The 14,709-nt window shown below is 62.7% G+C and carries 14 protein-coding genes and 1 other RNA gene; 9 read left to right on the top strand and 6 right to left on the bottom strand.

Annotation, left to right across the window (positions count from 1 at the left end; genetic code table 11):
- Positions 1-3 precede the first annotated feature (3 nt).
- The 3 genes from JG747_RS00335 to JG747_RS00325 all read right to left on the bottom strand — a co-directional run bounded on the left by JG747_RS00335 (position 4) and on the right by JG747_RS00325 (position 4,594).
- On the bottom strand, positions 4-1,872 hold the full coding sequence (locus JG747_RS00335; protein ID WP_202360929.1) for an extracellular solute-binding protein: 1,869 nt from the start codon (positions 1,870-1,872) through the stop codon (positions 4-6).
- On the bottom strand, positions 1,872-3,749 hold the full coding sequence (locus JG747_RS00330; protein WP_069090924.1) for an extracellular solute-binding protein: 1,878 nt from the start codon (positions 3,747-3,749) through the stop codon (positions 1,872-1,874). Before JG747_RS00330 ends, JG747_RS00335 begins: the two co-directional genes overlap by 1 nt.
- Before the next feature lie 170 nt (positions 3,750-3,919).
- The gene (locus JG747_RS00325) at positions 3,920-4,594 is read right to left on the bottom strand and encodes a c-type cytochrome (RefSeq protein ID WP_019863032.1); all 675 of its coding nucleotides are present in this window, start codon (positions 4,592-4,594) and stop codon (positions 3,920-3,922) included.
- A gap of 193 nt (positions 4,595-4,787) precedes the next feature.
- Here JG747_RS00325 and JG747_RS00320 point away from each other — a divergent pair, with 193 nt between their 5' ends.
- A complete protein-coding gene (locus tag JG747_RS00320; RefSeq protein WP_038651988.1) occupies positions 4,788-5,516 on the top strand; it encodes a 3-deoxy-manno-octulosonate cytidylyltransferase in 729 nt (242 codons plus the stop codon).
- Between the two features lie 37 nt (positions 5,517-5,553).
- Entirely contained in the window at positions 5,554-6,417 is an 864-nt protein-coding gene (locus tag JG747_RS00315) for a prephenate dehydratase (RefSeq protein WP_019863035.1), read from the top strand.
- Between the two features lie 74 nt (positions 6,418-6,491).
- Here the strand turns inward: JG747_RS00315 and JG747_RS00310 are convergent, their stop codons facing one another.
- From JG747_RS00310 to JG747_RS00300, 3 genes are all read right to left on the bottom strand, one after another.
- Complete coding sequence (locus tag JG747_RS00310) at positions 6,492-6,797, bottom strand: Dabb family protein (RefSeq protein WP_069090925.1); 306 nt, start codon at positions 6,795-6,797, stop codon at positions 6,492-6,494.
- A 21-nt stretch (positions 6,798-6,818) separates the two neighbouring features.
- Positions 6,819-7,766: an NAD(+) diphosphatase gene (gene nudC, locus JG747_RS00305; RefSeq protein ID WP_019863037.1), complete on the bottom strand. Its 948-nt coding sequence runs from the start codon at positions 7,764-7,766 to the stop codon at positions 6,819-6,821.
- A gap of 70 nt (positions 7,767-7,836) precedes the next feature.
- Complete coding sequence (locus JG747_RS00300) at positions 7,837-8,256, bottom strand: HIT domain-containing protein (protein WP_019863038.1); 420 nt, start codon at positions 8,254-8,256, stop codon at positions 7,837-7,839.
- Positions 8,257-8,400: 144 nt separating this feature from the next.
- Between JG747_RS00300 and ffs the strand changes: the two genes are divergently transcribed.
- The 7 genes from ffs (at position 8,401) to JG747_RS00265 (ending at position 14,563) form a co-directional block, all read left to right on the top strand.
- Positions 8,401-8,497: signal recognition particle sRNA small type (gene ffs, locus JG747_RS00295), an RNA gene on the top strand.
- Between the two features lie 103 nt (positions 8,498-8,600).
- Positions 8,601-10,418 (top strand): DNA polymerase III subunit gamma/tau, encoded by a 1,818-nt coding sequence (locus JG747_RS00290; protein ID WP_019863039.1) that lies wholly within the window; start codon positions 8,601-8,603, stop codon positions 10,416-10,418.
- Positions 10,419-10,441: 23 nt separating this feature from the next.
- On the top strand, positions 10,442-10,765 hold the full coding sequence (locus tag JG747_RS00285) for a YbaB/EbfC family nucleoid-associated protein (RefSeq protein WP_019863040.1): 324 nt from the start codon (positions 10,442-10,444) through the stop codon (positions 10,763-10,765).
- A gap of 76 nt (positions 10,766-10,841) precedes the next feature.
- Complete coding sequence (locus JG747_RS00280) at positions 10,842-11,249, top strand: hypothetical protein (protein WP_027047715.1); 408 nt, start codon at positions 10,842-10,844, stop codon at positions 11,247-11,249.
- A 229-nt stretch (positions 11,250-11,478) separates the two neighbouring features.
- Positions 11,479-12,471: a cell wall hydrolase gene (locus tag JG747_RS00275; RefSeq protein ID WP_202360928.1), complete on the top strand. Its 993-nt coding sequence runs from the start codon at positions 11,479-11,481 to the stop codon at positions 12,469-12,471.
- A 167-nt stretch (positions 12,472-12,638) separates the two neighbouring features.
- Positions 12,639-13,244 carry a recombination mediator RecR gene (gene recR, locus JG747_RS00270; RefSeq protein ID WP_019863042.1) on the top strand — a complete coding sequence of 202 codons (606 nt, stop codon included), beginning with the start codon at positions 12,639-12,641 and terminating at the stop codon, positions 13,242-13,244.
- Between the two features lie 26 nt (positions 13,245-13,270).
- The gene (locus JG747_RS00265; RefSeq protein ID WP_202360927.1) at positions 13,271-14,563 is read left to right on the top strand and encodes a lytic murein transglycosylase; all 1,293 of its coding nucleotides are present in this window, start codon (positions 13,271-13,273) and stop codon (positions 14,561-14,563) included.
- Positions 14,564-14,709 lie beyond the last annotated feature (146 nt).

Below are 14,709 nucleotides of genomic sequence, written 5' to 3'. Positions count from 1 at the left end.
ATCTCAGCCTTTGCCAATTTTTGCCGCCTTGCCCTTATCGCCCCACCACAGCGCCTCGACCGGAAAGCCGAAATCGGGTTTTTGCTCGGGAAAGCCGAACATGTCCCAATAGGCGCTTCGGTGATTCGCCAGGAACCAACTAGGAATCCAATCGCACCGCGCGCGCAAGACCCGGTCGAGCGCCCGCATTGCCACGGTCAGGCTTTCGCGGTCCTTTGCGGCCCCCACCGCGTCGATCAGCGTGTCGATAGCCGAGTTTGCGACACCCGGCAGGTTGCGCGAGCCGGAGAGATTTGCAGATCTGGAATGGAAGAAACCTTCGAGATCGTCGCGCGTCGGTGTCGCGCTGAAGGAGAAGGCGGCAGACAGCAGATCGAAATCGAATGTGGCCTGTCTGGCCTGGTATTGGGCCGAGTCCACCAGCCGGATCGTGGCGTCGATACCGATCGCCTTCATATTGGCGACCCAGGGCGAATAGACCTGAACGAAGGTATCGTCGTCGACCATGAACTCGGCCGAAAGCCGGCCGCCCTTGTCGTTGACGACGAAATCGCCGGACCGTTTCCAACCCGCCGCGGCCAGAAGTTTTGCCGCCTGGCCAAGCAGCTTGCGATCACGGCCGGTGCCGTCCGATGCGGGCTGGCTTACCGCCGTGCCGAACGCTTCTGCCGGGAGCTGGCCGCGCAGCGGCTCCAGCAGCGCCAGCTCTTGCAGGGATGGTACACCCTCGGCGCGAAAATCCGATTTCTCGAAGCAGGACTGCGAGCGCTCGTAAGAGCCATAGAAGAAGTTCCGTCGTGTCCACTCGAAATCGAAGCAAAGCGCAATTGCCTGGCGCACCCGCGCATCGCGAAACTGTTCGCGCCGCTGATTGACCGCCGTTCCCTGCATCGTCGGTCGCTTCTCGGCCGGGAATTCGTGCTTGACCACCTTGCCTGCGGTCAGTGCGGGAAAGTCGTAGGCGGTCGCCCAGACGCGTGAGGTGAATTCCTCGCGGTAGGTGATCTCGCCCTTCTTGAATGCCTCGAAGGCGGCGGTGCGGTTCTGGTAGAATTCGATGCGGATACGATCGAAATTGTTTTGTCCCCGATTGACCGGGAGTTGGCGGCCCCAATAATCCGCGACCCGATCGTATTCGATCCAGGCGCCGGCCGAGAAGCGGCCGACCTTGTAAGCGCCGGAGCCGAGCGGCGGGTTCAACTGCGAGGAGTCGAACGGATTGGCCGTGTAGAAAGCCTTCGACAGGATGGGGAATTCCACGACGTTGAGCACGGTGCGAGCCGATTGCTTGCCGGAAAAGGTAAGCCGCAATGTGTGGTCGTCAACGGCAACTGCCTCGACCATGTGTGTCAGCGACAGCGACAGGTCTGGGTGGCCCTTGTCCTTGTAGAGCGAGAAGGTGAAGGCGGCATCCTGTGCCGTCAGCGGTGACCCGTCATGGAAGCGCGCTTCGGGACGAAGCGAGAAGGTGAAGGAGTTCCGGTCGTCCGACAGCGTTACGCCGTCGGCGATCTGGCCGTATACGGCGTCGGGCTCGTCGAGCGCGCGCACCATCAGCCCGTCGAAACACATCTCCATGCGCGGCGGCGCATCGCCCTTGTCGGTGAAGGAGTTCAGCGTGTTGAAGGTCTGAGTATCCTGGTTGTAGCCCCAGTTCGGCGGCGAGAAATTGAAGATCCCCCCAGCCGGCGCGTCCGGATTGACATAGTCGAAATGCGCAAAATCCGGTCTGTATTTGAGGTCGCCGAAGGCGGAGAGCCCATGCAATTTCACGCCGGTCGCGATATCGGCGAAGGCTCTGCCCGGCAACAGGGCCCCGGCAGCGGCGGCCCCGCTCAATGCCAGGAAATCGCGGCGCGGCAGCATCGTCATCAATTGCCGCCCTTGTATTTGGCGGCCAGCGCCTTCTCCTTGTCGAGGTCGATCCACCAGGAGTCGATATCGGCACCGACATAGGCAGGCTGCTTGTCGGGGAATTTGAACTTGTTCCAATAGGCCAGCCAGACCGCCGATCGATAATATTGCGGCACGACGTAGAAGTTCCACAGCAGCACCCTGTCGAGCGCATGTGTGGCGGCGACAAGATCCTCGCGGTCCGTGGCGAAGATGATGCGGTCGACCAGGGCGTCGACGGTCGGATCCTTGATTCCCATCAGATTGCGCGAGCCTGGCGTGTCGGCGGCCTTCGAGCTCCAGAAGTCCCGCTGTTCATTCCCTGGTGAATCCGATTGGCCGAACAGACCCGTGACGACGTCGAAATCGAAATGGTTGACCCGGTTGATGTACTGCGTCTGATCGATGATGCGCAGGGAAGCGTCTACGCCGATCTTGCGCAGGTTGGCGATATAGGGACTGGCGATCACCTGGTCGGTGTCGTTCCAGCCGAGGATCTCGAACTTGAACGGAGCGCCTGTCTTGGCGTTGACCATCTTGCCGCCCTTGATCACCCAGCCTGCCTTGGCGAAGAGATCGACCGCCTGCTTCAGGTACTTCCGTTCTGCCTGCGGCGAATCGTAGACCGGCAGCTTGAATTGCTGCGTGAAGAGTTCGGGTGGCAGCTTGTCACGATATTTCTCGAGGATATCCAATTCCTTGCCTTGTGGCAGCCCGCTCGACGCCAATTCGGTACCCTGGAAATAGCTCGACATGCGGGTGTTGAAGCCGAAGAACAGTGTGCGATTCATGCTCTCGAAATCGAACGGGATGGTCAGTGCCTCGCGGACAAGCCGGTCCTGGAACAGCGGCCGTCGCTGGTTGAGGACAAAGCCCTGCATCGGCTGCGGCGATTGGGTTTGGAAGTCCTTCTTGATGACGTCACCGGCCTGGATGGCTGGGAAATTATAGGCGGTCGCCCATTTGCGGGAGCTGTACTCGCGATTGATGTCTTCCAATCCGCCCTTGGTGAAAGCCAGCCAGGCGGCATTGTCGTCGAGGATGTAGGTATATCGGCGCGTGTCGAAATTCTCGCGGCCGATCTTCACCGGCAGCTTGGCGGCCCAATAGTCCGGCACGCGCTGCCAGACGATTTCCGAGCCCGGCTTGAAGCTGGCGATCTTGTAGGCCGCCGATCCCAGCGGAATCTCCAGCGTTGGCTTGGTGACGTCGCGCTTCTTGCCATTGGCGTCGGTGCCTTCCCACCAGTGCTTCGGCAGCACGGCGAGGTCGCCGATGATCTTCGGCAGTTCTCGGTTACCCTTCTGGTTGAAATGGAACTCGACCTCGCGGTCGGAGATCGCCACCGCGTCGGTGACGTTCTCGAAATAGCGGCTGTATTGTGGGCTGTTCGCTTTCAACACCTGGAACGACCAGATCACGTCGTCGACGGTGATCGGCTGGCCGTCATGCCATTTCGCGCGCGGGTCGAGCCGGTAGGTCGCCGAGGAATAGTCAGCCGGATATTTGTAAGCGTCGGCGATCAGCGGGTGGCTGGTGCTGCCCTCGTCGGTCGCTTGCTCCATCAGCGTGTCGTAGAGCAGGCCGCCGCCGAAGCCGACGAGCCCCGCCGCCGGCGATCCCTGAACAATGTAGGGGTTGAAGCTGTCATAAGTGCCGAGCAGCACCGAATTCAACGTGCCGCCCTTGGGCGCGTTCGGGTTCACGTAGTCGTAGTGCTGAAAATTGTCACCGTACTTGGAATCGCCGATCAGCGATGAGGTGGTCCGCCACTCGTCGGCCAGGGTCGCCTGCAGTCCCGCCGCCAGAAGGGCCGCTGCCAGCAACGACCTGAGAAGCGTTCGGCCAACCGTCATGCACTATCCTCTTCGCGATGCGTTTCTCCGGACCATCCAGAAAGGGCAATCTAGATGATTTGGCGCTCGTGAAAACCGCCATGCGCGGCTTTGTCGCCGCATATGCGTTTTTCCTAACAAAAAGCCGGGCAGAACCCGGCTTTTCTATGAACGCTTTGATGACAATTCGGTTATTTGGCCGGTGCTGCCGGAGCCGCGGGAGCGGCAGGTTTGGCCGGTGCAGCGCCATCAGCCGGCTTCGCCGGAGCGGCGCCATCGGCCGGCTTGGCGGGCGCGCTGGCGTCGGCGGCGGCACCCGGTGCCGGCAGCGGCTTGGGATTGTCCGACAGCGTGCGCAGATAGGCAATGACGTTGGCGCGGTCCTCGTCCTTGGGCAGGCCGGCGAAGCCCATGGCCGTGCCCTTCACGAATTTCTTCGGCGAGGTGATGAAGTGGTTGATGTTGTCGTAGGTCCACTTCTCGGTGCCGCCCTTGGAAAATTCCTTCATGCCGGCCGAATAGGCGAAGCCTTCATGTTCGGCGACAGGACGGTCGACGAGGTCCCACAGATCGGGGCCGACCTTGTTGGGTCCGCCCTTTTCACCGGAATGGCAAGCTTGGCATTTCTTGAAGACGGCAGCACCCGCCTCGACATTGGCAGTCTGCAGCAGATCAGCGATCGGCTTGGCTGCGGCGGCCGGCGCTGCTGCGCCGCCTTCGGCGGGCTCGGCTGCCTCGATGGCGAAACCGGGCTTTTCAGGAGCCGGCGAGGCAAACAGCGCGTCAGATACCAGGCCGACCGAGAAAACGACGAAAACGGTTCCGAGCAATCCGGCGAGCAGTTTGTTGACTTCGTTGGAATCCATACGCCCCTTGCTCCCTTTTCCGGCGGACCGAACCGTCCACTCCGTCCGTCGGTATCGAGACCTGCCCTCCAGAGCCGGTCAAATCGGGCGGAAACTAGGTCTTTTGCTCCGGCGTTGCAACACCTATAAGGGCGCTGCCAGTGAGACCTTTTGCCACTTTTCCCCTCCTCTTTTCGAACGCCTTGCCACAGCGATGTCCACCTTGATCCTGATACCGGCCCGCATGGCCTCCACCCGCCTGCCGGGCAAGCCGCTGGCCGACATATCCGGCGCGCCCATGATCGTCCATGTCGCCCGCCGCGCGGCCGAAGCCGGCCTCGGCCGGGTGGTGGTGGCGACCGACACGCAAAGCGTCGCCGAAGCGGTGCGCGCGCATGGTTTCGAGGCGGTGATGACGCGCATCGACCATGAATCCGGCTCCGACCGCATCCACGAGGCGCTGGCCGCGCTCGATCCCGGACGCAAGGTCGAAACGATCGTCAATGTGCAGGGCGACCTGCCGACCATCGATCCCGGCATCATCGCCGCCTCGCTCAGGCCGTTCGAGAACGCGGCGGTGGATATTGCCACGCTTGGCGTCGAGATTGTCCGCGACGAGGAAAAGACCAACCCGAACGTCGTCAAGATCGTCGGTTCGCCGCTCTCCGGCACACGGCTGAGGGCGCTCTATTTCACCCGCGCCACAGCACCTTGGGGCGAGGGGCCGCTCTATCACCATGTCGGCCTCTACGCCTATCGGCGTGCCGCGCTCGAACGCTTCGTCGCGCTGAAACCGTCGCCGCTGGAGCGCCGCGAGCGGCTGGAGCAGTTGCGGGCGCTGGAAGCCGGCATGCGCATCGACGCCGAGATCGTCCGGTCGCTGCCGCTCGGCGTCGACACACCGCAAGACCTTGAGCGCGCCCGAACCATCCTTTCAAACTGAGAAATCCCTTCGACACCCGTGAATCGAGACCTGGCCCATGCCTGAAAAGACCAACAGAATATCCTTCCAGGGCGAGCCGGGCGCCAATTCCGACACCGCCTGCCGCAACGTCTATCCCTCGATGGAGCCGTTGCCGTGCCCGACCTTCGAGGATGCGTTCAACGCGGTCGAGACCGGCAAGGCCGACCTCGCCATGATCCCGATCGAGAACACCATCGCCGGACGCGTCGCCGACATCCACCATCTGCTGCCGGAATCGCGGATGCACATCGTCGGCGAATATTTCCTGCCGATCCATTTCCAGCTGATGGTGCTGCCCGGCGTCAAACGCGACGAGATCAAGACCGTGCACAGCCACATCCACGCGCTTGGTCAGTGCCGCAAATACATCCGCAAGAACGGCTGGAAGGCGGTCGTCGCCGGCGATACGGCCGGTGCCGCCAAGATGATCTCCGAGGTCAAGGACCGCACCATGGCCGCGCTGTCGCCGGCGCTGGCCGCGACGCTCTACGGGCTCGATATCATCGAGAAAAATGTCGAGGACACGGACTCCAACGTCACCCGTTTTGTCGTCCTGACCAAGAGCAAGCAATGGGCCGAGCGGCCGTCAGCCGACACCAAGATGATGACGACTTTCATCTTCCGCGTCCGCAACGTGCCGGCGGCCCTCTATAAGGCCATGGGCGGTTTCGCCACCAACGGCATCAACATGACCAAGCTGGAGAGCTACCAGCTCGGCGCCTTCACCGCGACGCTGTTCTACGCCGACATCGAGGGCCATCCCGACGATCCGCTGGTCAAGCTGGCGCTGGACGAGCTTCGCTTCTTCTCCCGCGAAGTGCGGATCCTGGGCGTCTACCCGGCCAGCAAGTCGCGTGAACAGTGGAAAGTGGCTGACTGATTGCCTTGAGCGTGATCGCTGGACAAACGGAAACCGTTTGTCCGAGAAAACCGGTTCCCACTTTACAAGATCATCTAAATCACAGCGCCCAGCGGCACATAGTCGATCTCGAGAAATTTCTCGACCTCAGGCACCCAGCGGTCGCGCACGAAGGCGACATGGTCGGGATGGTCGTTGTATCTGGTGTAGGCTGCCTGGTTGGCGAACTCCATCGAGAAGCCGAATCGATAGTCGTTCTTGGGGCTGATCTGCCGCAATTGCTCGAAATGCGTGACGCCCCGGATCGCCGTCAGGATTTTCTTGGCGTCGACGAGGAACCGCTTTTCCTCGAGCGAGTGCGGTGGGTGCTTCAACGTGAAGACGACGGTGTGACGGATCATTTGTCTCTCCTGCAATGACGTTCAGTATTCGCTGTCGACCCAGGCGCGGATGAGGTGATGCGCGATCGCCCCTTTCGGCGGCGTGACCAGATTGTCGGCATGCTCCCGGGCCAGCATCAGACGCACCTCGTCGCGGCCGAACCAGCGGCAGTCTTCCAACTCGTTGAGGTCGGCCTGGATGTCCTCGTTGAGCGGCTCGCCGAAGCAGCCGATCATCAGCGAATAGGGAAACGGCCAGGGCTGGCTGGCATGGTAGACGACGCGGCCGAGCCGGATGCCGGCTTCCTCCAGCGTTTCGCGGCGCACCGCGGCCTCGATCGTCTCGCCCGGTTCGATGAAGCCGGCAAGCGCCGAATACATGCCCGGCGCGAAATGCCGGCCGCGCCCGAGCAGGCATTTTTCCCGCGTCGCCGTCAGCATGATCGCCACCGGGTCGGTGCGCGGAAAATGCTCGGTGCCGCAATTCGGGCAATGGCGTTTGTAGCCGCCGGCCCGCATTTGCGATTGCGTGCCACATTTGCTGCAGAAACGATGGCTGGCATGCCAGGCGAGCAGGGCCGCCCCTTGCGCCATCGCCCCCGCCGCCGCTTCGTCGATCAGCCCTTGCATGTAGACCGACCGATAGTCGATCGCCTTGACGGTCTCGGGCAGCTGTTCGGCCTCGATTGCGACAGGCATCGCCAGCACCGGCCCCTGTTCGGAAAAGCCGAGCAGCACAGCCCCGGCGAAGGACGGCTTGAAGGGTTCGCTCCCTGCGGCGTCGAACCAGGGATCGAGACTGCCGCTATTACCAAGCTTCAGGTGGAGCCGGCCGCCATTCATCAGCAAAAGCCGCGTCGTTGGATCCGCCAGCGCCTTGTCGACCGAATCGTCGGCTCGATTCTCGGATTGCCGGTCGATCGTATTGCCGGCAAAGCCGACGAACTGGCTCGGCTCGCGCAAAGGCGCGTCAAACAGGCGGAAGCTCATGCGGTCTCTGATGCTTTGGGATGGACATGTCTGGGAATGAACGTGTCTTGGAACAAACACTGGGGAAGGCTTATAGCGCCGCCCTTATGGTTTCGGCAAACCGGCGCAGGTCGGAACGCTGATAGGGCTCGCGCAGGCCATACCCCCACACCGGGCCGGGCCAGCCGGGATCGCCTTCTGACCGAGCGACGATATGGATATGCAGTTGGCGCACTATATTGCCGAGCGCGCCGGTGTTGATCTTGGTGCAGCCGCTGACTTTCTTCAGCGCCTGCGCCACCATATTGGTCTCGAAGGTCAGCATCGCCTGGTCGAGCGGCGTCATGTCGTGGATTTCTTCCGCGCCCGGCCGCTGCGGCACCAAGACCAGCCATGGCCAGCGGCGATCGTTCATCACCCGCAATTCGCACAGCCCAAGCCACATCAACTGCTCGCTGTCCGCCTCCAGCCGGGCATCCAGCGTGAATCCGGCCTTCAGGCCCGGCAACATCGGCGTTTCCCTTGCTTTTCTTGGTTTCTTCAAACCATGAACGCTAGAGCGGCTGCATCGGGGCTGCAAGCAAATCTCTTGTGTGATCGCGCCGATTTGCCTGCGCACTTGCATTTCGTCGCGCAATTGCCGATATGGACAGCGGGAGGTTGGTGGTGGACGATCCACTCGCCAACCGGGTCAGGTCCGGAAGGAAGCAGCCCTAACGAGCCCGGAACGGGTCATTGTTCCAGCCTCCCACCTCATCGGCCCTCCTCGCGACATTGACGACGCATTGCAGCGCGGGCGAGACTATGCGCAGGAACGGCGCCTTGGGGCGCGGCCTTTTGGAGCTTAACGGGCGAATGAGCGAAGCCGGAAATTCGGGGCCAAAAAGCCCGGAGAATGGAAAGGCCGCCGCCTACCGCGTGCTGGCGCGCAAATACCGTCCTTCGAATTTTTCCGAGCTGGTCGGCCAAGAGCCGATGGTTCGCACCCTCACCAACGCCTTTGCCACGGGCCGCATAGCCCAGGCCTGGATGCTGACCGGCGTGCGCGGTGTTGGCAAGACCACCACGGCGCGTATCCTGGCACGGGCGCTGAACTACAAGACCGCGACCGTCGACCAGCCTTCCGTCGACCTCGCCGTGCTCGGCGAGCATTGCCAGGCGATCATGGAAGGCCGCCATGTCGACGTCATCGAGATGGACGCCGCCTCGCACACCGGCATCGACGACATCAGGGACATCATCGAGCGCGTGCGCTATGCGCCGGTCGCGGCCCGCTACAAGGTCTACATCATCGACGAAGTGCACATGCTGTCGACGCAGGCCTTCAACGGCCTGCTGAAAACGCTGGAAGAGCCGCCGCCGCACGTCAAATTCATTTTCGCCACCACCGAAATCCGCAAGGTTCCGATCACCGTCCTGTCGCGCTGCCAGCGCTTTGACCTCAGGCGCATCGACGCCGGCGCGCTGGTCGCGCATCTCTCCTCGATCGCCGACAAGGAAGGCATTTCGGTCGACGACGACGCGCTGGCGATGATCGCGCGCGCGGCCGAAGGCTCGGCTCGCGATTCGCTCTCCATCCTCGACCAGGCGATCGCGCACGGCGCCGGCGCCGTCAGCGCCGAAGCGGTGCGGGCCATGCTGGGCCTGGCCGACCGCGCCCGCATCGTCGACTTGTTCGAACATGTGATGAAGGGCGACGTGGCGGCGGCACTCGCCGAATTCCGCACGCAATACGACACCGGCGCCGATCCGGCTGCCGTGCTGACCGATCTTGCCGAATTCAACCATCTCGTCACCCGGTTGCGTTTCGTGCCGACCGCCATGGACGATGCGTCGCTGTCGCAGGACGAGCGCCAGCGCGGCGCCGATTTCGCCAGGGCGCTGTCGGTCCGCGTGCTGTCGCGGACCTGGCAGATGTTGCTCAAGGGCATTCCCGAGGTGCAGTCCTCCAACCGGCCGGTCAGTGCCGCCGAAATGGTGTTGATCCGGCTGGCGCACGCCGCCGACCTGCCGACTCTGGACGAGGCGTTGCGATCACTGGACGGGGCAGCAACAGCTCAGAATGGCGCACCGCGCCCGAATGGCGCCCCTGCCGGTCCTGGCAATGGCGGCGCGGCCAGCGCGGTGGCGCAGGCGCGCATGCCATCCGGTTCCGGTGGCGCGCAGACCATGCGGCTGGTCGAGGCCTCGCCGGCGCCGGCCGCCTTCGTCGCACCGCCCGCGCCGGTTTCCGAGCCACAGCAGGTGCCGGTCAGGTCGCTGGCCGACATCGTTGCGCTTGCCGACGCGCAGCGGGACATAGCCTTCAAGGTGCTGGTCAAGCGTTGCATCCGTCCCGTCCGCTTCGAGCCTGGCCGCATCGACGTCAGCCTGACCGACGATGCGCCCAAGCTGCTGCTCAACGACCTGACGACGAAACTGCGCGCCTGGACCGGCCGCAACTGGCTGGTGTCGCTGTCGAAGGAAGAGGGCGGCCAGACACTAGCCGAATTGGAATCGACCAAGCGCGAAAATGCCTTCCTCGATGCCAAGAGCGATCCGACTGTCGCCGCCATCCTGGCGCGCTTTCCCGGCGCCAAGATCATCGACGTGCGCATTCCCGACGCGCCGGAGGCAGACGCGACCGAAGCCGAAGTGCCGGTCGAGCCGCCGGCGGATGACGACGAGACCTGAAAAACCAAGACAAGGATCGGACCATGAAAGATCTTCTCGGCCTGATGGGTAAGGCGAAGGAAATGCAGGCCAAGTTCCAGGCCATGCAGGATGAGATCGCCACGGTCGAATCCGTCGGCCAGGCCGGCGGTGGCCTGGTCAGCGTCACCTTGAGTGGTAAGTTCGAGATGAAGTCGCTGAAGATCGACCCGTCTTTGTTCAAGGAGGATGAGGTCGAGATCCTCGAGGATCTGATTCTGGCTGCCCATAATGACGCCAAGGCCAAGGTCGAGCAGATCATGCAGGAAAAGACCAAGGCGCTGACCGCTGGCCTGCCGATCCCGCCGGGAATGAAACTGCCGTTCTGATGCGTCTCGCCCAAGACCGTGCAGCGGTTTTGGGGCAACGGCATGCATGAAAGTTTAACTCAGCGGCGATGCGCCCATGACCGAAGAGCCGTCCGAAAGACTGATCGAGCAACGTATCCGCAACAGGATCTACGAGATTCTGGAAATTCTGGCCGATTGCGATGCCGGCGTCGATATTGTCGGCATCAAGGGCTACTTCTACCTGTTCGAGGATTTCGTGCACCGGCCGTCGATCGAGGCCGGCACGTCGGCGCTTTCGAAGGACGAGCGCGCTGTCGTGCTGGAGATCGCCGAATTCCTCGAGGCGGCCTCCGAAACAAATCCCGACTTCACCAAAGCCGAATTCATCGACAGCGACTGGCCGGGAAAGATCGCGCCGGCGGCCAGGGACGCGCGGGCGCTGTTTCTCAGGCGCGGCCTATTTTCAGAGAAATTCGAGGAGCTCGAGCCTGGTCAGCCGGCTGCGATTGCGGCCGGGAGGTAGCGATTCCCCGGACAAACGGGACGCAGTTTGCCCTCGGCAATTGCGGCGAAACCAGGAGAGAGCGGTCATCGCTTTCGTGAAATGACGGCTCGATCTATCTGGAAAGGCTCAAAATTGTGCCTTTTCGGCAACAGTATGTTGTTAATAACGTTTTGGCCATCATTTTGCCCGAAAGTGTCTCATTCTTGCCGCAGCCTGGGGGCGGGCATCGAAGTGAGAGGGTAACCTGTTGATCGTTACGCGATGGAAGACGCCGCTGTTGCTCGGCGTCATCACGTCTCCCCTGTTTTTGGCTGCCTGCAGCCAGACCACTTCGCACGGCATGTCTGTTGCAGGCCTGACAGATGCCATCACGCCGAGCTTCCTGACGTCGCGCGCCTCCAGCCACTCGCCGAAGGACAGGGAGTGCCTGGAAAGGGCGATGTTCTTCGAATCCAACCGCTCGAGCCGCGATGGCATGATCGCTGTCGGCACCGTGGTCATGAACCGGTTGCGCTCCGGCAACCACGGCAGCACCATCTGCCAGGTGGTCGGCGAGCCGGGGCAATTCGCGCCGGGCGTCATGACCCGGCCGATGAATTCGCGCGCCATGCCCGATGTCGAGGAAGCGGCCGACGCAGTGCTCAAGGGCGAGCGCAAGGCCAAGCTGAAGAACACGATGTATTTCCACACGGCGGGTCTGCGCTTCCCCTACAAGAACATGCACTACACCATGGTTGCCGGCGGCAATGCCTTCTACGAGAAGCGCGGCCGCAACTGGCAGCCGCTGCCGGATGAACCAATGGTGGCGGTTGCCCCGGCCGGGTCCGAGATCGTGAAACCGGCCGCGCCGGTGACGATGGTTGCCTCGGCCGAGCCGGCGCGCCCCGCCAAAACGTCCCGGACCGCTCCGGCGCAGCAGGTCATCATGACCGCCGCCGCAGAACCAGCTCGTCAGCTCAAGACCAAGACCGCCCCGGCTCAAGAGACCTTTGTGACCGCGGCTGCGGCGCCCGCGGCGAAGTCGGCGCGCGTGGCCGTGAAGCCGACAATGGTCGCGATGCAGGAGCCGATGGAAGAACCGGATGCCGCCCGTTTCGGCGGAACCTTGAACACCCGCGTCATTTCCTCGGTTCAGGGTGCGCCGCAAGAGGCGGCGATGGGATTCCAGTCGACGCCTGAGAACACCGACGCCATCGGTGCGATGATCGTCAGCCAGTCTCGACCGCTCGAGGTCAACTGATTCGTACCGCCACGGCTTCGCGTGGCAGCATGGCGACCATGCGCGAACGCGGGATGTTCCAAAGCGCTCCAATATTTGTTTTGACGCTATTCCCATGGGAAAGCGCTTTGCGCTTTTCCCGGGAAAACCGCTTCGCACTTTTCCTGAAATTGCTCTAGATCAGAGCAATGTCCAAGCGAATCGCCGGTCCCGAGATCGAACGCCTGATCCAGCTCCTGGCCAAGGTGCCGGGGCTCGGGCCCCGTTCGGCCAGGCGCGCTGCCCTGCATCTGATCAAGAAGAAGGAACAGCTGCTGTCGCCGCTCGCCGCCGCCATGGGCGAGGCGGCCGACAAGGTGCGCATCTGTTCAACTTGCGGCAATGTCGACACATCGGACCCTTGCATGATCTGCACTGATCCGCGCCGCGACGCCGCCACCCTCATCGTCGTCGAGGACGTCTCGGATCTCTGGGCGTTGGAGCGGGCAGCCGCCATGAACGTGCGCTACCATGTGCTCGGCGGCACGCTGTCGCCGCTCGACGGCATCGGCCCCGACCAGCTCAACATCCGCTCGTTGATCGACCGCGTCGCCGGCGGCGAGGTCAAGGAGATCATCCTCGCCGTCAACGCAACGGTCGAGGGCCAGACCACCGCGCACTACCTCACCGACCAGCTGTCCGGCTTCGACATCAAGGTGACGAGGCTGGCGCATGGCGTACCGGTCGGCGGTGAACTCGACTATCTCGACGAGGGCACGCTCGCCGCCGCGCTGCGCTCACGGACGGCGTTTTGACGCAATTAGCGGGAAGGGTGCGGATCATGATTGTTGCGCGCCCTTCGAGGCTGGTGCCAAGCACCGATACCGAACGCGGACTTCGCCAGCTCTGTCTGGCATTTTTCCTGGCTGCGCTTGCCTTCCTCGTCTTTTCTGCCCCCGCCTCGGCCGCCAAGATCGACGACCAATTCCGCGCCTGGCTGCAGAACGACCTCTGGCCCGAGGCCAAGGCCAAAGGCATTTCCAAGCAGACATTCGATGCCGCCTTCGATGGCATAAAGCCCAATTTGAAGCTGCCCGACCTTGTCATGCCCGGCGAGAAGCCGAAGGCGCCGCAGAAGCAGCATCAGGCCGAGTTCGGCTCGCCCGGCGCCTATTTCGCCGAGAAGACGGTTCGTGCGGTGACGTCAGGCGGCCGCGCGCGCGAAGCCGCCAACGCCAGGACGCTTGCCGCGATTGAAAAGCGCTATGGCGTGCCCGGCGAGATCCTCCTGGCGATCTGGGGCCGTGAGACCGGCTTCGGCGCGGCAAAGATGCCTTACGACGCCTTCGAGGTTCTCGGCACCAAGGCATTCATGTCGACGAAGCAGGATTTCTTCCGCACCGAGCTTTTGGCCGCGCTGGAAATCGTCCAACGCGGACTGGCCCCGGTCGGCGCGATGAAATCGTCCTGGGCCGGTGCGCTTGGCCAGCCGCAATTCATGCCGACCTCCTTTCTCAAGCATGCCGTGGATTTCGACGGCGATGGACGTGTCGACATCTGGAATTCGACGCCCGACGTGCTCGCCTCGATCGCCAATTATCTCGTCCATTATGGCTGGGTGAGGGGACGCGGCTGGGGTTTCGAGGTGACCGTACCCGAGAGCGTCTCCTGCTCGCTGGAAGGTCCCGATCAGGGCAAGAAGATCTCTGAGTGGGCTGGTATGGGCATCAAGCGCGTCGGCGGCAAGCCGTTTGCGGCGAGCGAGCTGAAGGCGCAGGGCTTCCTGCTCATGCCGGCCGGCCGCAGCGGGCCGGCTTTCATCGCCACCCCCAATTTCTATGTGCTGAAGGAATACAACACCAGCGACCTCTATGCGCTGTTCATCGGCCACGGCGCCGACCGCATTGCGCATGGCGACCAGAATTTTTCCGGCAGCTGGGGTCCGGTCGGCGATCTCCATCGCTCCGACATCGCCGCCCTGCAGCGGGCGCTGGAGGCCAAGGGCTATGATGTCGGCAGCGCCGACGGCCTGCCGGGCTTCAAGACCCGCCGTTCGATCGGCAAGTGGCAGGCCAAGAATGGCCAGGCCGCGACCTGCTTTCCCGATGCGGGCCTAGTCACCGCGCTGAAATAACTCAAAAATTGGCAGATCTTTCTCGTTCGGCTGCCTCGATCGGTCGGCGTATGCGTCGACGCGCCATCCGCCATTCGGCTTCAATAGGCCGTTCTGCAAATGCTCGTTGCCCGTCACAAAGTGGCCGGATATGCTGTTGACCAATT

Source organism: Mesorhizobium sp. 131-3-5, from assembly GCF_016756575.1.
In the GTDB taxonomy this organism is placed as follows: Bacteria; Pseudomonadota; Alphaproteobacteria; order Rhizobiales; family Rhizobiaceae; genus Mesorhizobium; species Mesorhizobium jarvisii.
The sequence above is the reverse complement of the archived record's forward strand: the minus strand, read 5'-3'. Positions and strand labels throughout refer to the sequence as shown.

Coding starts and splice junctions, on each gene's coding strand:
- JG747_RS00335 (WP_202360929.1), bottom strand. CDS start 1,872: ATGACGATGCTGCCGCGCCGCGATTTCCTGGCATTGAGCGGGGCCGCC.
- JG747_RS00330 (WP_069090924.1), bottom strand. CDS start 3,749: ATGACGGTTGGCCGAACGCTTCTCAGGTCGTTGCTGGCAGCGGCCCTT.
- JG747_RS00325 (WP_019863032.1), bottom strand. CDS start 4,594: ATGGATTCCAACGAAGTCAACAAACTGCTCGCCGGATTGCTCGGAACC.
- JG747_RS00320 (WP_038651988.1), top strand. CDS start 4,788: ATGTCCACCTTGATCCTGATACCGGCCCGCATGGCCTCCACCCGCCTG.
- JG747_RS00315 (WP_019863035.1), top strand. CDS start 5,554: ATGCCTGAAAAGACCAACAGAATATCCTTCCAGGGCGAGCCGGGCGCC.
- JG747_RS00310 (WP_069090925.1), bottom strand. CDS start 6,797: ATGATCCGTCACACCGTCGTCTTCACGTTGAAGCACCCACCGCACTCG.
- nudC (WP_019863037.1), bottom strand. CDS start 7,766: ATGAGCTTCCGCCTGTTTGACGCGCCTTTGCGCGAGCCGAGCCAGTTC.
- JG747_RS00300 (WP_019863038.1), bottom strand. CDS start 8,256: ATGTTGCCGGGCCTGAAGGCCGGATTCACGCTGGATGCCCGGCTGGAG.
- JG747_RS00290 (WP_019863039.1), top strand. CDS start 8,601: ATGAGCGAAGCCGGAAATTCGGGGCCAAAAAGCCCGGAGAATGGAAAG.
- JG747_RS00285 (WP_019863040.1), top strand. CDS start 10,442: ATGAAAGATCTTCTCGGCCTGATGGGTAAGGCGAAGGAAATGCAGGCC.
- JG747_RS00280 (WP_027047715.1), top strand. CDS start 10,842: ATGACCGAAGAGCCGTCCGAAAGACTGATCGAGCAACGTATCCGCAAC.
- recR (WP_019863042.1), top strand. CDS start 12,639: ATGTCCAAGCGAATCGCCGGTCCCGAGATCGAACGCCTGATCCAGCTC.
- JG747_RS00265 (WP_202360927.1), top strand. CDS start 13,271: ATGATTGTTGCGCGCCCTTCGAGGCTGGTGCCAAGCACCGATACCGAA.